Below are 21,348 nucleotides of genomic sequence, written 5' to 3' on the forward strand. Positions count from 1 at the left end.
CACCGAGGTAGCTCCCCTCTCCCGCTCGCGGGAGAGGGGAGCAAACACGCGCTATTCAGCGGACGCCATCGCCTGGTTTTCCACCGACGCCGACGCCTTGCGCCGCTCCCCCCGCGTAGCAAACAACCGCAGCGCCACATAGAACACCGGAGTCAGGAACAGCCCGAAGAAAGTCACGCCGAGCATGCCCGCGAACACCGCCACGCCCATCGCATGGCGCATTTCCGAGCCGGCACCGCTGGACACCACCAGCGGCACCACGCCCATGATGAAAGCGAACGACGTCATCAGGATCGGGCGCAGGCGCAGGCGGCTGGCTTCGATCGCGGCCTGCACGACGGTGCGGCCGTGATGCTCCAGTTCGCGCGCGAACTCCACGATCAGGATCGCGTTCTTCGCGGATAGCCCCACCAGCACGATGAAACCGATCTGCGTGAAGATGTTGTTGTCGCCTTGCGTCAGCCACACCCCCGTCATCGCCGCCAGCAGGCTCATCGGCACGATCAGGATCACCGCCAGCGGCAGCGTCAGGCTTTCATACTGGGCAGCCAGCACCAGGAACACCAGCAGCACGCACAGCGGGAAGATCCACACCCCCGCATTGCCGGCAAGGATGTCCTGGTAGGTCAGCTCGGTCCATTCGAACTTGATGCCCTTCGGCAGCGTTTCGGCGGCGATGCGCTCGGCGGCGGCCTGCGCCTGGCCCGACGAAAACCCGGCCGCGGGCCCGCCGTTCATGTCGGCAGCCGTGAAGCCGTTGTAGCGCACCACGCTGTCCGGGCCAAAGCCCTGCTTCACCTGCACCAGCGACGACAGCGGCACCATGTCGCCGGCGGCGTTGCGCGTCTTCAGCTGCAGGATGTCCTCGGCATGGGCGCGGAACGGCGCATCCGCCTGCACCTTGACCTGGTAGGTCCGGCCGAACTTGTTGAAGTCGTTGACGTAGGCCGAGCCCAGGTAGGTCTGCAGCGTGTCGAACACTTCCGTCACGGGCACGCCAAGCTGCTTGGCCTTGACGCGGTCCAGCTTGACGTCGAGCTGCGGCACGTTCACCTGGTAGTTGCTGAAGATGCCGGTCAGCTCGGGCGTGGCGCGCGCCTTGCTGGCGAACGCATTGGTCGCCTCGAACAACGCGTCATAGCCCAGCGCCGCACGGTCCTCGATCATCAGCTTGAAGCCGCCGATGGTGCCGAGGCCCTGCACGGGCGGCGGCGGAAACACCGCGATAAAGGCATCCTGGATCGCCGCGTACTTCTTGTTCAGGTCCGCCGCAATATTCGCACCCGACAGTTCGGCGCTCTTGCGCTCCTCGAACGGCTTGAGCGTGGCGAACACGATGCCGGCGCTCGGGCTGTTGGTAAAGCCGTTGATCGACAGGCCCGGGAAGGCCACTGCCGATTCCACGCCCGGATGCTTCAGCGCGATCTCGCTCATCTTGCGGATCACGTCCTCGGTGCGGTCCAGCGTGGCGCCGTCCGGCAACTTGGCGAAGCTGACCAGGTACTGCTTGTCCTGCGCCGGCACAAAACCCTTGGGCACCAGCTGGAACACGCCCCAGGTCAGCGCCAGCATCACCGCGTAGACGCCGAACACCGAACCCTTGCGGCGGATCACACCCTTCACCCCGCGGCCATAGCTTTCCGCGCTGCGGCCGAAGAAATTGTTGAAGCGCTTGAAGAAGCCGCCGAACACGCGGTCCATGCCGCGCGACAGCCAGTCCTTGGGCGCGTCATGGCTCTTCAGCAGCAGGGCCGACAGCGCCGGCGACAGCGTCAGCGAGTTGAACGCGGAGATGATGGTCGAGATCGAGATCGTCAGCGCAAACTGCTTGTAGAACTGCCCGGTCAGGCCGGTCATGAAGGCCAGCGGCACGAACACGGCGATCAGTGTCAGCGCGATGGCGATGATGGGGCCGCTGACCTCGCGCATGGCCTTGTAGGTGGCCTCCTTCGGCGTCAGCCCTTCCTCGATATTGCGCTCGACGTTCTCCACCACCACGATCGCATCGTCAACCACGATACCGATCGCCAGCACCAGCCCGAACAGCGACAGCGCGTTGATCGAGAAGCCGAACGCATGCATCAGCCCGAAGGTACCGACGATCGACACCGGCACCGCCAGCAGCGGAATGATCGATGCGCGCCAGGTCTGCAGGAACAGGATCACCACCAGCACCACCAGCGCGATGGCCTCGAACAGCGTATGCGTCACCGCCTCGATCGAGTGGCGCACGAACTGCGTGGGGTCGTAGGCGATGCTGTAGTCGATGCCGTCCGGGAAGTTCTGCTTCAGCTCTTCCATGGTCTTGCGCACGTCATCCGAGATCTGGATGGCGTTGGAGCCCGGCGCCTGGAAGATGGGGATCGCCACTGCCGGCTTGTTGTCCAGCAGCGAACGCAGCGCGTACTCGGATGCGCCCAGCTCGATGCGGGCAACATCCTTCAGGTAGGTCACGGCGCCGTCCGCCGAGGTGCGCACGACGATATCGCCGAATTCCTCCACCGTACCCAGGCGGCCCTGGGCATTGACCGACAACTGCAGGTCGGCACCCGGCAGCGACGGCGACTGGCCGATCACGCCGGCCGCCACCTGCACGTTCTGCTCGCGGATGGCCTTGATCACGTCGCTGGTGGCGAGCTGGCGCTCGGCCATCTTCTCGGGATTGAGCCATACGCGCATGGCGTAATCGCCCGAGCCGAACAGCTGCACCTGGCCCACGCCCTGGATCCGCGCCAGGCGGTCCTTGACGTTGATCACCGCGTAGTTGCGCAGGTACGTCATGTCATAGCGGTCGTTGGGCGAGACCAGGTGGACCACCATGGTCAGGTCCGGCGAGCTCTTGACCGTGGTGATGCCCAGCCGGCGCACGTCTTCCGGCAGGCGCGGCTCGGCCTGCGACACGCGGTTCTGCACCAGCTGCTGCGCCTTGTCCGGGTCGGTGCCCAGCTTGAAGGTCACGGTCAGAGTGAGCAGGCCGTCGCTGTTGGACTGCGACGACATGTAGAGCATGTCCTCGACGCCGTTGATTTGTTCTTCCAGCGGCGAAGCCACGGTTTCGGCAATCACCTTGGGGTTGGCGCCCGGATACTGCGCGCGCACCACCACCGACGGCGGCACCACTTCCGGGTACTCCGAGATCGGCAACTTGAACATCGAGATGGCGCCAATCAGGAAGATCAGCACCGACAGCACCCCCGCGAAGATGGGGCGGTCGATAAAGAATTTAGAGAGATTCATGTTGGTCTCTGCCTGCATTGGCCTGCGTTGGCGTAGCACGCCCCCTGGCGGCCCGCCGCGGCGGGCGCCATCTACATCTACGGGGAAGTGCTAGCGTTTTTCTGCTGTCGGTGGGCGGATCAGCTCACCGGCTTGCCGTCGTTGCCGTCGTTGCCGTCGCCCTTGCCGCTCGCAGCCTGCTTGCGGTCAGGCGCTGCCTGGCGCGGCTCCAGCTCGCTGCGATAGGCCATGGCCACCGCCTTGGGCTGCACCGTATCGCCCGGCCGCACGCGCTGCAGCCCGTTGACGACGATGTTCTCGCCCGGCTGCAGGCCCTTGCGGATCACGCGCAGCCCTTCGTAGTTCGGCCCCAGCTCCACCTCGCGGTAGACCAGCTTGTTGGCCTTGTCGACCACCAGCACGAACTTCTTGCCCTGGTCGGTGCCCACCGCACGGTCGTTGACCAGCACCGCCGCATGCGGCGCGCCGCCGCCCATCTTGACCTTGGCGTACAGGCCCGGCAGCAGGCGGCCATCGTCGTTGTCGAACACGGCGCGCACGCGGATCGTGCCGCTGCGCGGATCGAGGCGGTTGTCGACCGACTGCACCTTGCCTTCATGCGGATGGCCGTCCTCGTTGGCCAGGCCCAGGTACACCGGCAGCCCGTTCTTGCCACCGCCGGCGCCCGGCGCGGTATAGCGCAGGTAGCTCTGTTCGTCGATCTCGAAGCTGGCGTAGACCGGCGACACCGACACCACCGTGGTCAGCGGCGGCGCCGACGCGCCGGGTGCCACCAGGTTGCCCACGGTGATCTCGGCGCGCGACACGCGGCCGGCCACTGGCGCGGTGATGCGGGTATAGGTCAGGTTCAGGCGCGCGGCTTCGAGCTGCGCCTGCGCGCCACGCACGTTAGCGCTGGTCTCGCGCGCGGCGTGGATGCGCTCGTCGAACTCGCGGCGCGAGATCGCGTTGTCATCCAGCAACCGCTGTGCGCGTTCGCCCTCGCTCTTGGCGTGCGCAGCGCGAACCTGCGCGGCGGCCAGCGCGGCTTCGGCGCGTGCCACTTCCGCGGCATAGGGGCGCGGGTCGATGGTGAAGAGCGGATCGCCCTTCTTCACCAGCGCGCCTTCGCGGAAATGGACCGCATCGATGTTGCCGCCCACGCGAGGACGTATCTCCACGCGCTCGACCGCTTCCAGGCGCCCGGAGAACTCGTCCCACTCGGTGATGGTCTGTCCCACCACGGCGGCGACTTCGATCGGCGGCGCGGGAGGCGGGGTATTGGCATGGGCCTCGCCGCTGTGCCACGGGCGCAGGACCGAACCGGCCACGCCGGCACCGAGCACCACGACGATGGCAAGGGCAATCAGGGTACGTCGCTTATGCTGCTGCATTTCTCAAACTCCTGTTCGGGTTTTCTTCAACCGGAAAAGCAAATGGCCGAACGCCGCCTGCCGGTCCGCGCGGGCGGACCGGAATCGAGTCAGATTGGATAGTCGGACTTAGGGCCGCCCATGCAAACCGGCGGACCTGGCTCTGGCCGATACAGAGCCGGCTGGCGATTGGCTGGAGCGGCTCAGCCGGCGGGCTTGGCTCCAGGCCGGCTGGCGCTTGCATTTGCAAATGCGCCAGCCTGGCGTTCGGTCAGGGGTGAGGTATCGTCGGCCGCAGCCAGACATCGCTGCAGGAACCGCGCACCTTCGTCGACCCATGCCTGACACGCGTCATGGGCCTCTTCCACGCCGTCGCCACAGGCGCCGGGCATGATCATGGCCTGGGCCGGCACACCGGCCCTGCCCAGCCGCTGCGCGAAGGCTTCGCCTTCCGCTCGCAGCGTATCCTGTTCCGCGACCTGGACCAGCGTGGGCGGCAGCCCGGCCAGGCGCGAAGCCATCGCCGGCGCGGCATAGGGATGCACGCTGTCCGCCGGCGTCGGCAGGTAATCACGATAGTTGCAGGCCATGCGCCGCAACGTTTCCATCAGCACCTGCCCGCTGCCGAAGCCCGCGCATGACGCGTGCTGCAGGCACGGGTCGGTCACCGGCCGGATCAGCCACTGGCCACGCGGCTGCGCGGTGCCGCGGTCGCGCAGCATCTGCGCCAGCGCGATCGCCAGGTTGCCGCCGGCTTCCTCGCCCACCAGTGCGAAACGTGTCTTGTCCAGCTTCAGGCGCCGGGCATTGCGCAGCACCCATTGCACCGTGCTGTGCGCGTCTTCGGGCGCGGCCGGAAACGGGTTTTCGGGCGCCAGCGAATAGGCCGGCGTCACCACCACGGCCGGCACTGCCCTGGCCAGGTCCTGCACCAGCTTGCGCGCCCGCTCCAGGCCGCCATCGACAAAGCCGCCGGCATGCAGGTACACCAGCCAGGGCAGCCAGCTGGCGGCCTCGGCGCCCGGCGCGGGATAGCCCGGCGGGTAGCACACGCACACCGCGATCTCGCGGCCGTCGCTCGTTACCGTATGCTCGGCCACGCGCGGCTCGCCCTGGCCGGTGGCGGCGGGAGCGGCATTCTGGCGTTGGCCTGGCTTGTCTGGCATGGCGTCCGGCGCACGGGGAAAAACAATGCGCTTGAGTGTTGCGATGCAACGGATTATGGTGATTGACGAGGATGGGATAAAGCGAGAGATCGCTAATGCACTGTTCCGGGATTGGAATAATCGGGAGCATTGCCACGGATGCATTGGAATGATCGAAACCCCACGCGTGACAGGGTCATCGGAAATGTGATTCACTCCAGCTCCTGGCACGCATGGCGATCCGCAACCCTGTCTTTCATTCGTTGCGGGCGCTGCACGCCCTGACAAACCCACGCCGGACCCGCGCCCCCGCGCACCCCGGCGCCAGCCAGCCGGCAGCACTCCCCCAATCACAACAACAAGCCACGCCGTGCGCGTCACGAGCGCGCGCGGCACGCCGTTCGGATCTATCGTCGGAACCTCATCATGGACCGTCTCGTATCAATGCAGGCATTCACACGGGTCGTGGACGTCGGCAGCTTTGCGCGCGCCGCCGAATCGCTGGACCTGCCCAAGGCCACGCTGACCCGCCTGATCCAGAACCTGGAGACGCACCTCGGCGTCAAGCTGCTGCACCGGACCACACGCCGCATCAGCGTGACCAACGACGGCGCGGCCTATTACGAACGCTGCGTGCGCATCCTGGCGGACGTGGAAGAAGCCGAGCAGTCGCTCACGCGGCAGAACAATTCGCCGCGCGGCACATTGTCGGTCGACACCACCGCGCCGCTTGCCAACCTGGTCCTCGTGCCCGCATTGGATGACTTCCTGCAGGCCTACCCCGACCTGAAGCTCGAACTGACCATCAACGGCAAGCCCATCGACCTGCTGCAGGAAGGCGTCGACGTGGTGTTGCGCGTGGGGATCCCGCTGGACGAATCGATGGTGGCCCGCCGCATCGGCCACGTAAAGCTGGCGTTCTACGCTTCGCCGATCTACCTGAACCGCGCCGGCACGCCGCGCGACCTCGCCGAGCTGGCGCAGCACAAGGCGGTGAACTACCTGTCCAACCGCAACGGGCGCGAAATGCCGTGGCCGATGGCGCGCGGCATGGAGCGCAGCGAGGTGCTGCTGCCCTCCGCGATCTCGACCAACGATGCCGAGGTCTACGTGGGCTGCACGCTGGAGGGCCATGGCATCGCCCGCATCTCGCGCGCGATGGCGGAGCCGTATGTGGCCAGCGGCCGGCTGGTCGAAATCCTGTCGGACTGGCAAACCGACGAGCTGCCGATCTCGGCGATGTATCCGCAGAACCGGCACCTGTCGGCCAAGGTGCGGGTGTTCGTCAACTGGGCGGCGGACCTGTTCTCGCGCCACCCGCATTTTGGTGCGGGACAGCAGCGCCTCGCCGTGGCGGCCTGACCTGCTTTCTGGCGCAAGCTGCAAGCGCCGGGCATCCGAAACGTGCCGAATAGGACAAAACCGGAAGCCGCGAGCGCGTTGCCCGACCTATACTGTTTCATCCGAAATCACGACGAGAAGAGGATTCCGATGAAACCAGTGCTTATCCCCCTGGCCGCCTGCGTTGCCGCGACCGTGGTGCTGGCCGGCTGCGCCGGTTCCGGCAAAAGCGCCTCGGCCTCATCCAGCGCCACGGGCGCCACCGCGGCCGCCGCGGCCTCGGCCGGCACGAGCGGGGCCCGCGCCGCAGCGCAACTACAGCCCAAGAGCGGCACCAATACCGCCGGCACCGTGACCTTCCAGCAGCAGCCCGGCGGGGTACTGATGACCGCCTCGATCACGGGCCTGCCGCCCAATACCGTCCATGGCTTTCACGTCCACGAAAAGGGCGACTGCTCGGCGCCCGACGCGATGAGCGCCGGCGGCCATTTCAACCCGGGCGGCAAGCCGCACGGCCAGATGACCATGCCCGAGCACCATGCCGGCGACATGAACAACATCACCGCCGACGCCAACGGCAACGTGCGCGTCAGCATGCTGCTGCCGTCATTATCGGTCGGCACCGGCGCCAACAGCGTGATCGGGCGCGCAGTGGTGGTGCACAAGGATCCGGACGACTACAAGACGCAGCCGACGGGCAACGCAGGGGGGCGTATTGCTTGTGGGGTAGTGGCAGCATCGTAAGCCGCAAGCGTTTCGAACCCTGTCGGTGTTCTCCCTCTCCTGCTCGCGGGAGAGTGGCGGGGTCGGGCCGGTGTGTCAAAGAAGTTCGCGCGCCGGCATAGCGATTGCCGGAAGCCAGACACCGCGCCGGCATGGCAACATGGCGGACATTGCCGCCACGCGCGGCCCCGCTCGCGGGACGCGCCGACCATCGCCATGCCATTGCCGACAGACGCTGCGTTCGTGCCCCACCACCGCCTGCACGCCAGTTCGCTGCTGCTGTGCTGCGCCACCCTGCTGGGTGGCTGCGCGCTGCCGCCACTGGACCACCGCACCGAATCCACCGCCATCACGCCGGCCGAGGCCGCGGCCACTCCGCTGGGCCGCGCGGTCGCGGCCGCGCTGGCCGGCCATTCCGGGCTCAGCGGCATCCACCCGCTGAACAACGCCTACGCAGCCTTCGCCGCGCGCGTGCACCTGGCACGCACGGCGCAGCGCACGCTCGATGTGCAGTACTACATCTGGCGCAACGACCTGACCGGCACGCTGCTGCTGGAGGCGCTGCACGAGGCCGCCGGCCGCGGCGTGCGCGTGCGGCTGCTGCTCGATGACAACGGGCTGTCCGGCATGGACGAGCTGCTCGCGGCCATGGACGCGCATCCGCAGGTCGAAGTGCGGATATTCAACCCGTTCGTGCTGCGCCAGCCCAAGGCGCTCAATTTCCTGACCGATTTCCGGCGCCTGAACCGGCGCATGCACAACAAGTCGTTCACCGCCGACGGCGTCGCCACGATCATCGGCGGGCGCAATGTCGGCGACGAATATTTCGGTGCCACCGATGGCGTGCTGTTCGCCGACCTGGATGTGATTGCGATCGGCCCCGCCGCCGCCGACGTGGCGCAAGACTTCGACCGCTACTGGGCCAGCGCCTCGGCCTACCCGGTGGACCGGCTGGTGCCGCCGGTCAGCATGGAGCGCCTGCACGAGCTGGCCGGCAGCGCCCGCGCGGTCGAGCAGAACCCGGCCGCCGGCGCCTACCTTGCCGCGCTGCGCGAGGTGCCCGACGTGCAGCATATGCTCGACGGCACGCTGGAATTCGAGTGGGCCGCGACACGCATCGTCAGCGACGATCCGGCCAAGGCCCTCGGCGAGGCTTCGCGCAACACGCTGGTCGCGCACCAGTTGCGCGAGATCCTGGGCGAGCCCCAGCGCGAGCTGGACCTGGTCTCGCCCTACTTCGTCCCGTCCACCGCCGGCACCGCCTACTTCTCGCAGCTGGCCGAAAAAGGCGTTGCCGTGCGCGTGCTGACCAACGCGCTGGAGGCAACTGACGTCGCCGCGGTCCATTCGGGCTATGCCAAGCGCCGCAAGGCGCTGCTGGAGGCAGGCGTGGACCTGTACGAGCTGCGGCGGTCGGCGGCACCGGCCAAGGGCCGCGCCGGGCCGTTCGGCAGTTCCGGCTCCAGCCTCCATGCCAAGACCTTTGGCGTCGATGCCAGCCGCGTGTTCGTGGGCTCGTTCAATTTCGACCCGCGCTCGGCCAACCTCAATACCGAGCTGGGCTTCGTGATCGACAGCCCGGCGCTGGCCGGCCGAATCGAATCGACCTTCGCCACGGTGGTGCCGGAAGCGGCCTACCAGGTCAAGCTCGACGAGCAAGGCAAGCTGTATTGGCTGGAGCGGCGCGGCGACGAGGTGGTGCGCTACGACACCGAACCCAACACCAGCTGGTGGCGCCGGCTCGGCATCTGGTTCCTGTCGATCCTGCCGATCGAGTCGATGCTGTAGCCGCGCCGTTGTTCAGATCTGGTCGATCAGGCTGCGCACGATGTCGGCCAGCCGGCCCGCGCGCTGGCGGCCGTTGGCGTCCAGGTCCATGCCACTGCCGCTGGCGAGCGCCTTGAGGCCGAACAGGGCGTCGCCGACATCGCGCCAGCCCGGGTAATCGGCATGGATCTTCTCCAGCGCGGCGGCGCCTGCCGCGACTTGCGCGGCAGCCGGCACATTGCCGGCCGCCAGGTCTTCCAATGCCGAGGCGGCATCGAGCAGGCCTTTGCGGTTCATGCTGCGGTCTCCCCACTATGTCTTTGTCATGGCCGCCACTGGTGGCGGCCATGACACTGTAGCAGGATGCCGGAGCCAGTGGCCGTGCGCGCGCGCGGGGCGTGGTGTCCTGAACGCATGCGAAGCGCCGCTTCGGCGCAGCCGGGTGCCATCCGCGGCACGCCGGTGCGGGGACTCAGTTACGCCTGCTCAGTGACGTCCAATATCCTCCAGGATCCGCGTCATCAGGTACAGCCGTGGCACGATCGAATCCAGCTCGATGTACTCGTCGCGCGCGTGGTAGCCGAAGCCCGCCAGGCCGAAGCTCTCCACCACAGCCGGCTTGCCCGAGCGCGCGGCATAGCTGGCGTCGGTGGCGCCGCCGGTGCCTTCGGCCAGCGCCAGGGTGCGGCCATCCAGCTCGGTGTAGATCTCCTGCGCGCGCCTGGCCAGCGCGCGGCCGCGGGCGTCGGCCACGAACGGCGGGCGCCCTTCTTCCATCGTCACCGTGGTCTGGGTGTCAGGCACCATCTGGCCCGACTTGACCTTGTCCTGCAAGGCGACTTTCAGCTTCTCGGCAGCGCCGTTGGCAGTGGTGCGCACGTCGCCGTAGGCCACCGCGCTTTCGGGAATCTGGTTGCGCACGGTGCCAGCCTGCGCCTGGGTCCAGTTCAGCTGCGAGCCGGGCACATGCGTGGCGACGTCGCGGGTCTGCTGCAGCTGGTAGACCAGCTCGACCAGAGCATTGCGGCCGCGCTCGGGCGCGGCGCCGGCATGCGCGGCGCGGCCCTTGACCTGCATGGTGGCAGTGGCGGTGCCGGACGCCCCCAGCAGCAGCGACTCGGCCTTGACCACGTCCTTGGCGGCGGTGGGCTCGCACGACAGCACCACGTCATGCTGCGCGGCCAGCGCGGCAATGGTCTCGCCGGAGCCGACCGAACCCACTTCCTCGTCCGGGTTGAACAGCACGGTGATCTGCGCGTAGTCGCGCCAGCCCTTGTTCTTCAGGATCTCCAGCGAATGCAGGATGACCGCGATGCCGCCCTTGTCGTCGGCAATGCCGGGGCCGTAGAGCCGGTTGCCCTCCTCGCGGATCGGCTGCGTCGCCAGCGTGTTTTCCGGGTAGACGGTGTCCATGTGGGCGATCAGCATGATGCGGCGCTTGCCGTTGCCGATCAGCGTGCCCTTGACCATGGTGCCCGGACCCTTGGTGACCGGCACGCGCTCCACCTGGGCACCCAGTGCCTGCAGCCGCTTCTCGGTGTAGCTGGCCATCCGGGCCAGGCCCTGCGCGTTGGCGCTGCCGGATTCGATCGACACCATCTCCTTGAGCGACTGCACCACCGCCGGCTGGGCGGTGCGGGCGGCGGCCAGCAGCGCGGCATCGGGCTGGGCGGCAGCGGCCAGGTGGCCGGCGCCAGCAAGTGCCAGGGCGGCTGCGACTGCAACGTGTCGAACGGAAAACGGCATGGAAGCTCCTCGGATTGGTCTTGTTGGGGCCATGCCGTGACGCAGCGGCAACGCCGGCGTCCACGGCACAACGGCAAGATGCTAGCCCTTGCCAGCGGGCATGGGGAGGATCAATATCGCCAATCATAATGCCGATCCCGCCACGCAGTCCCGGGATCAACCATGCACCAACTCCCCTGAAATGCGCGTCCCCACCGATCCACTGGTTCCCGACACCCCCACCGCGTCCGCAACACCGCTACATGTCCGCCTGCTATGGCTGCCCCATGCGATGCCCGGCACTCTCTTCACCACGCTCGACGTGCTGCGCACCGTCGCCGGCGTGGCGAGCCTGCAGCGGCCCGATGCCGCGCCGACGCTGAGCTGGCAGCTGTGCGGCGCCAACGGGCGCATACTCTCGGCCGACCTGCCGGGCCTGGAAGCGTCCACGCGCCGCATCCGGGCGGCGGGCAGCCGCTCGCTGCTGGTGATCCCGGCTTTGCTGGCCAGCAATGCACACCAGCTCGGCGACATCGTGCGCCGCGATACCGCCGCGCTGCGCATGGTCGAGCGCCATGTGGCTGCGGGCGGGTGGCTTGCCGCCTGCTCGTCGGGGATGATGATGCCGCTGCAGCTCGGCCTGCTGGATGGCGCCCGCACCGGCGCGCCCTGGATGTACCAGAGCTGGATGACGCACCAGTTCCCGCGCGCGGACCTGGGCGCAGACCAGGCCATGAGCGTGCACGGGCAAGTGTTCTCATGCGTGGCACCCGCGCTGCAGGTGGAGTTCATGCTGCGTGTGCTGGGCCACCTGCATGACCCCGACCTGGCGCAGGCCGCCGCGCAGCTGATGCTCTACCAGCTCGAGCGCCAGCGCAGCGTACCGGCGCTGGTCTCGCAGCGCTGGCTCAGCCGCACCGCGGACAGCCCCGTGTACCGGGCTGTGCAGTGGCTGCAGGAACATGTGGCCGAGCCCTACCAGCTGGCCGCGGTAGCGCAGGCCGCGGCGGTCAGCGAGCGGACCCTGCTGCGGCATTTCCGGCAGGTCACCGGCATGACGCCGCTGGACTACCTGCACACGCTGCGCGTGGAGCGCGCGCGCATGCTGCTGGAGGTGACGCTGCACGGCACGCAGGCGATCGCCGAAGCCTGCGGCTACAGCGACGCGGCCGCGTTCCGGCGGCTGTTCCAGCGCATCACGGCGATGTCGATGTCGGACTATCGCGCCCGCTTCGCGCTGCGGGCGCGGCGGCGCTACTGGCGCATGGAGGGTGCGGCGGCCCGGCGCGGCATGCCGGGCTAGGCCGCTGCAAGCTCAGGCGCGCAGCGAGATGTGGTTGACCACGTCCTCCACGCCTTGCACGTACCACGCATCGCGCTCGACCTGCCGGCGCGTGTTCTCGCTGGCGACGCAGCCTTCCAGCGTGACGACGCGGTTTTCGGTATGCACGCTGACCTGGGCCGCGTCGACGAAGGGATCGGTCTCCAGCACCAGCATCAGCGCCTCGGTGATCTCGTCGTCGCGGTCGGCTTCGGCGGGCGCCACCACCAGTTCGTTGACCACGCAGCGGCAGCCGCGCGACCACCAGGCCAGCACGCCGGCCAGGCGCATGTGCGACAGGCTGATCACCTGGCCCCACAGCGTCACCACGCCGTCGTGCGCCTCGACCTCGATCCAGCCGCTGCGTTCGCCAACGGGCTCGCGCACGGTCTCGTGCTGGCCCTTGACGCGCGCGCAGATCCTGCAATTACGGAACTCGATGGCATTGAGCAGGCGCTCGCATACCGCGTCGCGCAGTTCGCCGTCACCGACGGTGACCGCGCCGTTTGTCACGCGCAGGTGGTCGATCACGCTGGTCACGCCGTCCACGCGCCGCAGCGCGGTGGCCGCGCGGGTCTTGTCGACGATATCGGCTACCTCGCCTTCCAGGATCAGCGCGCCGTCCGACAGCCGCAACTGGATGGTGGGATGGAGTACATGCCCCTGATAAGGCACATGCGCCAAGGCTGCGCGCGCCTGCGTCAGCACCGCTTCGCTAGTCTGCATTTTGATCGCCTCGCCCGAATGGTCTGGAGATGAAAAGACGTGCGCCCGGCCTGCGGGCGCGCCTGGCGCGGCGCCGCAGCCTCCATCACCGCCGGGGACCTGGCAACCGCTTCCTCATTATAGGAAGCGGCCAGGGCCGTCCGGGATCAAGCCGAGGCCGCCTCGCGGGCGCGCGCGACCTCCTGGTTGCGCAGGATGAAGCGCTGGACCTTGCCGCTGGGGGTCTTGGGCAGCTCGGCGACGAATTCGATCTCGCGCGGATAGGCGTGGGCGGCCAGGCGCTTGCGCACATGCTGGCGCAGCGCCTCGGCCAGTTGGGGCGTGGCCGCATGCTGCCGGTCGAGCACGACGAAGGCCTTGATCAGCTCGGTGCGCTCCGGGTCCGGCTTGCCGATCACCGCGGCCTCGACCACGGCCGGATGCTCGATCAGCGCGCTTTCCACGTCGAACGGGCCGACGCGGTATCCGGAGGTGGTAATGACATCGTCGGCGCGGCCGATAAAGCTGATGCTGCCGTCGTCATTGAGTTCGGCGGAGTCGCCGGTCAGGTAATAGTGGCCCGCGAATGCGCTGGTGGGCGTGCCGTGGTAGCCGCCGAACCAGCACATCGGCGAGCGCTCCAGGTCCAGCGCCAGCGTGCCAGGCTGCCCGGGGGGCAGTTCGCGCTGCTCGTCGTCGACCACGACCACGCGGTGGCCCGGGCTGGCAAAGCCAGCGGCGCCCATGCGAACGGGGTGCGACAGCGCATGATGGTTGCACAGCACCATGCCCAGTTCGGTCTGGCCATAGTGGTCATGGATGGGCGCTTCCAGCTCGCTGGCGAACCAGCGGATCACTTCGGGGTTGAGCGGCTCTCCCGCGCTGCTGACCGCGCGCAACTGCCCGCGCAACTGCTCCGATACGGCCTGCCCGCCGGCGATCAGCAGCCGGTAGGCGGTGGGCGATCCCGCCAGGTTGGTGATGCCGTACTTGCGAATCACGCGGCAGGTGCTTTCCACGGTGAACGGGCCATCGTAGAAGGTGGTGGCATGCCCCAGCGACAGCGGCCCCGTCACCGCGTAGTAGAGGCCGTAGGCCCAGCCCGGGTCGGCCAGGTTCCAGAACGCGTCTTCGTCGCGCAGGTCGACGGCGTCGCGCATGTAGCCGGCAAACGCGGCAATGGCCTTCAGCGGCACCAGCAGCGGCTTGGCCGGCCCGGTGGTGCCCGACGTAAACATCATCAGGAAGGGATCGTCGCCGCTGCGCATGACCGGCTCGAAGCTGGCCGGCTGGCGCGCCAGCTCGGCCCAGAAGCTGACATCGCCGGAGCTTACGTCCCCCGGCGCCTCACTGGTGCCCGCCACGGTGACGACCGGCGGCGCGCCCTCCACTTCATCGAGCTTGGGACGGTTGACGGTATCCGTGACCACCACTTTCGCGCCCGAGCTGTTGAGCCGGTGCTCGATGGCCTTGGGGCCGAACGCCGTGAACAGCGGCTGGTACACCGCACCGGCGCGCCAGGTACCGAGGATGGTCACGAGCAGCTCGGCCGTGCGCGGCAGCAGCCCCGCAACGCGATCGCCCGGCTGCACGCCCTGCGCCTTCAGGAAGCCGGCAAACCGCGCCGACAGCGCCTGCAGTTCGGCAAACGTCCAGCTGCGCGCGTTGCCGTCGCGGCCTTCCCAGTACAGCGCGATGCGGCCGGGCTCGGCATGGCGGTCGCAGCATTCCACGCAGGCGTTGATCGCATCGAGGCTGCCGTGCAGTTGCCGGGCCACCGCCTCGTGATAGGAAAAGCCGTCGTAGGCCTGGGCGTAGTCGCGCATGGTGTCTCCTGTATGTCCGGCTGCCTGCCGCGGACGCCGCCCGGGCCATGGTGCCTGTTGTCGTCTGTGAGTCTGTGATCGTCGGTGCCGCGTGGCGCGGCTGCCGCAAGAGTGTGCGCCCGTGCCGGGGCGGCGGGCAATAACCGATTCCGCCAGCGCGCCTGACGGTTTTTGCCATGCCCCGGATGCAACGCGCGGTGCGCTTGACGCCATCCGGCCCGGCGCCGACGATATGGAAATCACGGCGGGAGATCACGGCGGAAAGTCGCGGCGACCATCACGCCAGGGAGGCCAGCGCATGTGCACCAACTACGCCCCGGTCCAGCGCCAGATCCTGCGCGACATCTTTGGCGTGGAACCGCCGCCGGGCCTGTTCAAGGCCGAAACCTATCCCGATTACCTGGCGCCGATCGTACGCGCCACCGACGACGGCGTGCGGCATGCCGGCCTGGCGTCATTCGGCATGGTGCCACGGCAGCGCATCCCGCCCGGCACGCGCCGCTATGACACCACCAACGCGCGCAGCGAAACCGTCGGCGAGCGCCCTGCCTTTGCCCGCTACTGGCGCCAGGGGCAGCTGTGCCTGGTCCCGGCCACCGCGTTCTACGAGTACGCCTATCCCGAGGACGCGATGCCGGGCGGCCCGCCTGGCAAGCCGGTGCGCTGGCGCATCTGGCTACCCGGCGAGCCCGCCTTCGGCATCGCAGGCCTGTGGCGCGGCTGGCCCGATGCGGCGCTGTCCTTCACCATGCTGACGGTGAACTCCACACAGCACCCTGTGATGGAGCGCTTCCACAAGCCCGGCGATGAAAAACGTTCAGTGGTAGTCATCCCGCGTGAGCAATGGGACGACTGGCTTGCCTGCCGCGATCCCGAGGTCGCCCGCACCTTCCTGAAACTGTTTCCCGCCGAGGCCGTGCAGGCGGAACCGGCGCCCAGGATCACCGGCGCGCCGATCCCGGACGCCGACTGACCCGTTGCCAAGCCGGTGCAAGCCGGTGCAAGCCGGGCATCAAGCGCCCCGTGCCCTCCCTCAAGAGGGTGTCCGGCGTTACGAATGCTGCGCATACTGCCGCGCACACGGCCACAAGAGCCGACATCCCCGGGTCAAGCCATCATGCAAAACGTCGCCGCGTTGTGCGCGTATTTTTTTGGGTTCCTTATCGCATTGCTGTTGGCCGCGCGCTGGATTCTGCGAAACCATCCGGCGCTGCGCGAGCGGCCACCCGCCGGGCCGCCCAGCGCTACCAAGGACAGTCCGCCAAGCCCTGGCTGACCGGTCTACTGGCGCGAAATGCGGGCTGCCAATTTCACAGAATCACTGCCAAGTTCCTCGAATTTCTATCAACTAGCGGGAACTCATAGCCTTCTCGTTTGCCATATCCCTGTTGCCGCCGCCATAAAAGTGGTCTAAACAGCATATCTCCGGACTATCATGCGTGCCTGCATGGCACGCCCGTGCCGCCCGGCACGGCATAACGACAAGAAAGGACACACACAGGGATGGCTCTGACTTCCAACAGGCTGCCGGCCTGGACCGTTGGCGCGCCGCTCGCTGCCGCGGCCACGTTGGCGCTCGGCTGGCTGATGCCCGGCCAGGGCTGGCTGATCGCGCTGGTGGCCGTCGCGCTGGCCGGCGCAGTATTTGCCGCCGTGCACCACGCCGAGGTGGTTGCACACAAGGTGGGCGAACCGTTCGGCACGCTGGTGCTGGCGATTGCCGTGACCGTGATCGAAGTGGCACTGATCGTCTCCGTGATGTTGTCGTCCGGGCCGGAGAAAGCCGGCCTGGCACGCGATACGGTGTTTGCCGCGGTCATGCTGATCTGCAACGGCATCGTGGGCCTGTGTCTGTTCGTCGGCGGCCTGCATCACCGCGAGCAGGCGTTCCAGGCGCCCGGCGCCAATGCCGCCATGGCGGTACTGGCGGCGCTGCTGGCGCTGACGATGGTGCTGCCCAACTACACCAGCTCGTCGCCGGGGCCGGTGCTGACGCCGGCGCAGCTGGCGTTCTCGGGCGTGATGTCGCTGGTGCTGTACGGCTCGTTCGTGTTCGTGCAGACCATCCGCCACCGCGATTACTTCCTGGCCGAAGGCAGTTCCGACGAGAACGTGCATGCACCGCCGCCGCCCGCGCGCGTGGCGCTCGCCAGCGGGGTGCTGCTGCTGACCTGCCTGGTGCTGGTGGTGGGGCTGGCCAAGCTGCTGTCGCCGTCGGTCGAGGCGGCCGTGCTGAAGGCGGGCGCGCCGGCCGCGGTGGTGGGGATCGTGATTGCCGCCATGGTGCTGCTGCCCGAGGGGCTGGCGGCACTGCGCGCAGCGCGCGCCGACCGCATCCAGACCAGCCTGAACCTGGCCCTCGGCTCGGCGCTGGCCAGCATCGGGCTGACCATCCCGACCGTGGCGGCAGTGTTCATCTGGATCGGCCAGCCGCTGGAGCTGGGGCTGGTTCCGAAGGACATGGTGTTGCTGCTGCTGACGCTGGTCGTGTCGTCGCTGACGCTGGGCATGGGTCGCACCACGATCCTGCAGGGCGTGGTGCACTTGGTGATCCTGGCAGCCTACCTCTTCTTGTCGATCGTGCCATAGCCGGCCCGCCGTCCGGAACCGCAGTGTGTTTCGGGTGGCTGCGGGGCCTTGGCCTGGCGTCTGCGGGGTCTACACTGGAACCTCCCCACCGGGAATCCGCGCATGCCTTGCCGCGCACGCACCGGAGAACGCCAATGCTGGAAGTCGCCGTCACCGCCGCCGACCATGCCGTCGGCCCCGATACCGCCAGGGTCACCGTCGTCGAATACGGCGACTTCGAATGCTCCTACTGCCGCATCGCCTACGGCGCCATGAAGATCCTGCTGGAGCACTATGGCCCGCAGGTGCGCTTTGTCTACCGGCACTACCCGATGGCCAACTGGCACCCGTCCGCCGAGCCGGCGGCCGAGTGCGCCGAGGCCGCGGCGGCGCAGGATCGATTCTGGCAGATGTACCGCATGCTCTACGAGCACCCGGAGGGGCTGAAGCCCGACGCCCTGCGCCATTACGCCGGCATGACGGGCCTGGATCTCGACCGCTACGACAGCGACATGTCCACGCACCGACACCTGCCGCACATCCGCGCCGACCAGCACGGCGGCACGCGCTGCCGGGTGCGGGGCACGCCGTCGTTCTTTGTCAACGGCACGGTGCAGGACGTGACCTTCGGCATGGAGCGGCTGCAGCGCGCCATCGATAGCGCGCTGGCAGCCTAGCCGGCCGCGTCAGAAGCGGTACGTCACGCTGCCGACCACGGTACGGCGCGCGCCGAAGTAGCAATCGCCGCGTGCCAGGCAGGTGGTCAGGAACTGCTTGTCGAACAGGTTGTTGGCGTTCAGCGCGACGCGCAGCGGACCGTGGTCGTAGGCGATCATGGCGTCGTACAGCGTCACCCCGCCGACGCGGTTCTGGTCGGTGCCGTCGTAGCTCGGGCCGACATAGCGCACGCCGCCGCCGGCCACGAAGCCCGGCAGCCCGAACAGCTTGAAGCGGTAGTTGGCCCACAGCGAAGCCATGTTCGAGGGCGTGCTGGCCAGGCGCTTGCCGACCTCGGCGGCGCTGCCTTCGATCACGCGCGCATCCAGGTACGTATAGGTCGCAATCAGGTCCAGGCGGCTGGTCAGCGAAGCCAGTGCCTCGACCTCGATGCCGCGCGTGCGGGCCTCGCCCACCTGCACCTGGTCAGGAATGCCGTTGACCACGCCAGCGGTCTTCCGGTTCTTCTCGCGCATGTCGAATGCCGCCACGGTCAGCGAAGCATTCTTGCCCGGCGGCTGGTACTTGATCCCCGCTTCCCATTGCGAACCGCGCAGCGGCTTGAAGGCCTGGTTGGAGCGGTTGAAGCCGGGCAGGCCCTGGAACGACTCGGTATAGCTGACGTACGGGTTCAGGCCGATGTCCGAGCGGTACATCAGGCCGGCGCGCTTGGTCAGTTCGTTGTCTTCGCGGCTGGCCCCGGGCGTGTTGTCCTGCGCCGCGCGCGACCAGTCATAGCGCAGGCCCAGCATCAGCAGCCACTTGTTCCAAGACAGCTGGTCCTGCAGGTACACGCCGGTCTGGATCTGCTTGCTGGGATTCAGGTCGCGCGTGCCAGGCAGCGTGAAATTACCGTAGACCGGGTTGAACACATCCAGCGGCGCAGCGGTGCCGCCCACGCCCGAGCGACCGGTGATCTCGGCATGCTGGTAGTCCATGCCGGCCAGCAGCGTATGGTCGACCGGGCCCGTGCGGAAGTTGCCTTGTGCCTGCGTGTCGACCACGAAGGCATTCAGCGTCGGCTGGTTCAGGTAGACCGTGCGGCGCATCAGCGTGCTGCTGCCGGGCACCCAGCCGTGCGTCGCGCCGGTGAAGCCGGCGGCGTAGATGCTGCGGTAGTCCACGGTGCTGTGCGAGTAGCGCAGGTTCTGGCGGACGGTCAGCGCATCGTTGACCTTGTGCTGGAACTCGTAGCCGACCGAGGTCTGCTCGGCGTTGTAGCGGTCGTAGCCCGGCTCGCTGATGAACAGGTGATCGGGAATCTGCCCGCCCGGGTTCGGATAGAGCGTGCCGCGCCACGGAAAGAAGCCGACTGACGTCCCGCTTTCGTCGCGCTGGAAATTGGTCAGCAGCGTGAACGAGGTATCGGCATTGGGCCGGTACGTCAGCGACGGCGCGATCAGGTAACGGTTGTCGGGCACGTAGTCCACCTGCGTGTCGCTGTCGCGCGCCAGCGCCACCAGCCGGTACATCCACTTGCCCTCGGCATCGAGCGGCCCGGTCAGGTCGGCCTGCACCTGCTTGCGGTTGTAGTTGCCGAACTGCACGCCGACCTCGCGCGCGGCCTCGGCCTGCGGACGCTTGCTGACCAGGTTCAGGATGCCGCCCACCGCGCCCTGCCCGAACAGCATCGACGACGGGCCGCGCAGCACGTCGATGCGCTCCAGCCCGTAAACGTCGGCGCGCACGTTGTTGTAGAAGCCGACCTGGTTGAGCAGGCCGTCGCGGTACTGCGTGAAGTCCGTGCCGCGGAACTTGCCCCAGTCGCCGCGCGCGTCATTGCCATATGGCCCGGCATAGACGCCGGCGGTATAGCCGATGGCCTGCTGCACCGACTGCGCCCCCTGCGCTTCCATCCGGTCGCGCGTGATCACCGTGATCGACTGCGGCGTCTCCATCACCGGCGTATCGGTCTTGGTCGCGGTGGCGCTGCGTCTGGCAACGAAACCGTGCACCGGCCCCGTTGCGGTTTCCTCTGCGCCAGAGGCACGCACGGTCACGGCCGGCAATTCGGCGGCCGCGCCAGAGGCAGCCGCGGGCGTGGCTGCGGACTGGGCAAACACGCCCCCGGCGTGCAGGCTCAGGGCCAGGGTGGTCAGCGAAAGGCCGCGGGGAGGCGTCAGCCGGGAACGGGCAAGGCGCGGCTTGGCCCGGGAGATCGGATCAAAGGACATCACTTCAGGAACAGTGGAAATTTATGATTACGAATACGAATAATTCGTAATTGCATTTCGATTGTAACCTGAATGTGTCAAAGGCGATACATTTTCCGGGGATACCTTACGGAATGAGCGCAGGGACTGCTTCCATCGTTCGACGGTGTCGGATCGAGCGCGGTGTCGAATCGAGCGCGGTGTCGAATCGAGCGTTTACTCGCCCTGCAACCTGCCCAGCAGCCGTCGCCCAGCCTCGATCACTGCCGGATCGCGGTGCATCTGGTAGCGCACGATCATGCCTTCAATGCACAGCATGGCTTCTTCCGCCACCTGGACTGGCTGGCGCAGTCCGAGTCGCGTGGCAATATCGGCTACGAACGCCGCCAGTTCTGCCTTGTGCGCGGCGGCCTGTGCGGCCGCGCGGGCATCGCCACCGGCCTCGGCGACGACGTTGATGAATGCGCAGCCGCGGAAGTCCGCCGCGAACCAGTCGGCCAGCGCGTCGGCAATCACGTCCAGATGCGGGCGCGCGGCCAGGCGGGCCTCGACGTCGCCGCGGAACCAGGCCATCCATTCCTCATGGCGCCGATCCAGGAAGGCCGAGATCAGGTCGTTCTTGGAGGCGAAATGCCGGTACAGCGACATCTTGGCCACGCCCGACTCCGCAATGATCCGGTCGATGCCGGTGGCGCGATACCCCTCCTGGTAGAACAGGCGGGCGGCGGTGTCGAGGATGCGGTCGCGGGCGGAGGGGTTGGCCATGGT

Annotated in this window: 16 protein-coding genes; 7 read left to right on the forward strand and 9 right to left on the reverse strand. The window is 67.8% G+C overall.

The features are described from left to right. Positions 1-51: 51 nt before the first annotated feature. The 3 genes from J8I34_RS26565 to J8I34_RS26575 all read right to left on the reverse strand — a co-directional run bounded on the left by J8I34_RS26565 (position 52) and on the right by J8I34_RS26575 (position 5,755). Positions 52-3,237 carry an efflux RND transporter permease subunit gene (locus J8I34_RS26565; protein WP_209807365.1) on the reverse strand — a complete coding sequence of 1,062 codons (3,186 nt, stop codon included), beginning with the start codon at positions 3,235-3,237 and terminating at the stop codon, positions 52-54. A gap of 119 nt (positions 3,238-3,356) precedes the next feature. After that, entirely contained in the window at positions 3,357-4,610 is a 1,254-nt protein-coding gene (locus tag J8I34_RS26570) for an efflux RND transporter periplasmic adaptor subunit (protein WP_209807366.1), read from the reverse strand. Between the two features lie 182 nt (positions 4,611-4,792). Next, complete coding sequence (locus J8I34_RS26575; protein WP_209807367.1) at positions 4,793-5,755, reverse strand: alpha/beta hydrolase; 963 nt, start codon at positions 5,753-5,755, stop codon at positions 4,793-4,795. Positions 5,756-6,160: 405 nt separating this feature from the next. On the opposite strand from J8I34_RS26575, the gene J8I34_RS26580 reads away from it, so the two are divergent. The 3 genes from J8I34_RS26580 (at position 6,161) to J8I34_RS26590 (ending at position 9,586) form a co-directional block, all read left to right on the forward strand. Beyond that, on the forward strand, positions 6,161-7,096 hold the full coding sequence (locus J8I34_RS26580; protein ID WP_029049351.1) for a LysR family transcriptional regulator: 936 nt from the start codon (positions 6,161-6,163) through the stop codon (positions 7,094-7,096). A gap of 129 nt (positions 7,097-7,225) precedes the next feature. Continuing rightward, the gene (locus tag J8I34_RS26585; RefSeq protein WP_209807368.1) at positions 7,226-7,819 is read left to right on the forward strand and encodes a superoxide dismutase family protein; all 594 of its coding nucleotides are present in this window, start codon (positions 7,226-7,228) and stop codon (positions 7,817-7,819) included. A gap of 195 nt (positions 7,820-8,014) precedes the next feature. After that, positions 8,015-9,586, forward strand: a complete 1,572-nt coding sequence (locus J8I34_RS26590) for a phospholipase D family protein (RefSeq protein ID WP_029049349.1) — start codon at positions 8,015-8,017, stop codon at positions 9,584-9,586. Positions 9,587-9,598: 12 nt separating this feature from the next. On the opposite strand, the gene J8I34_RS26595 is transcribed toward J8I34_RS26590, so the two are convergent. Then, entirely contained in the window at positions 9,599-9,862 is a 264-nt protein-coding gene (locus J8I34_RS26595; RefSeq protein ID WP_029049348.1) for a hypothetical protein, read from the reverse strand. A 189-nt stretch (positions 9,863-10,051) separates the two neighbouring features. Further along, positions 10,052-11,311 carry a M20/M25/M40 family metallo-hydrolase gene (locus J8I34_RS26600; protein ID WP_209807369.1) on the reverse strand — a complete coding sequence of 420 codons (1,260 nt, stop codon included), beginning with the start codon at positions 11,309-11,311 and terminating at the stop codon, positions 10,052-10,054. A 181-nt stretch (positions 11,312-11,492) separates the two neighbouring features. Between J8I34_RS26600 and J8I34_RS26605 the strand changes: the two genes are divergently transcribed. Further along, the gene (locus J8I34_RS26605; RefSeq protein ID WP_209807370.1) at positions 11,493-12,593 is read left to right on the forward strand and encodes a GlxA family transcriptional regulator; all 1,101 of its coding nucleotides are present in this window, start codon (positions 11,493-11,495) and stop codon (positions 12,591-12,593) included. Positions 12,594-12,605: 12 nt separating this feature from the next. On the opposite strand, the gene J8I34_RS26610 is transcribed toward J8I34_RS26605, so the two are convergent. Together J8I34_RS26610 and J8I34_RS26615 are read right to left on the reverse strand one after the other, a co-directional pair. Beyond that, a complete protein-coding gene (locus J8I34_RS26610) occupies positions 12,606-13,337 on the reverse strand; it encodes a BON domain-containing protein (protein ID WP_029049345.1) in 732 nt (243 codons plus the stop codon). A 146-nt stretch (positions 13,338-13,483) separates the two neighbouring features. Further along, positions 13,484-15,142, reverse strand: a complete 1,659-nt coding sequence (locus tag J8I34_RS26615; RefSeq protein ID WP_209807371.1) for an AMP-binding protein — start codon at positions 15,140-15,142, stop codon at positions 13,484-13,486. Between the two features lie 298 nt (positions 15,143-15,440). On the opposite strand from J8I34_RS26615, the gene J8I34_RS26620 reads away from it, so the two are divergent. From J8I34_RS26620 to J8I34_RS26630, 3 genes are all read left to right on the forward strand, one after another. Continuing rightward, a complete protein-coding gene (locus tag J8I34_RS26620; protein WP_209807372.1) occupies positions 15,441-16,115 on the forward strand; it encodes an SOS response-associated peptidase in 675 nt (224 codons plus the stop codon). 530 nt (positions 16,116-16,645) lie between these two features. Continuing rightward, positions 16,646-17,731, forward strand: coding sequence for a calcium:cation antiporter (locus tag J8I34_RS26625; RefSeq protein WP_209776314.1), 1,086 nt, complete (start codon positions 16,646-16,648; stop codon positions 17,729-17,731). Positions 17,732-17,865: 134 nt separating this feature from the next. Then, positions 17,866-18,387: a DsbA family protein gene (locus J8I34_RS26630; protein WP_029049341.1), complete on the forward strand. Its 522-nt coding sequence runs from the start codon at positions 17,866-17,868 to the stop codon at positions 18,385-18,387. A gap of 9 nt (positions 18,388-18,396) precedes the next feature. Here J8I34_RS26630 and J8I34_RS26635 read toward each other — a convergent pair whose 3' ends face one another. Both J8I34_RS26635 and J8I34_RS26640 read right to left on the reverse strand, forming a co-directional pair. After that, on the reverse strand, positions 18,397-20,601 hold the full coding sequence (locus tag J8I34_RS26635; RefSeq protein ID WP_209776312.1) for a TonB-dependent siderophore receptor: 2,205 nt from the start codon (positions 20,599-20,601) through the stop codon (positions 18,397-18,399). Positions 20,602-20,796: 195 nt separating this feature from the next. Beyond that, positions 20,797-21,345: a TetR/AcrR family transcriptional regulator gene (locus J8I34_RS26640; protein WP_029049339.1), complete on the reverse strand. Its 549-nt coding sequence runs from the start codon at positions 21,343-21,345 to the stop codon at positions 20,797-20,799. Between the last annotated feature and the right edge of the window lie 3 nt (positions 21,346-21,348).

The organism is Cupriavidus phytohabitans (assembly GCF_017815025.1).
In the GTDB taxonomy this organism is placed as follows: domain Bacteria; phylum Pseudomonadota; class Gammaproteobacteria; order Burkholderiales; family Burkholderiaceae; genus Cupriavidus.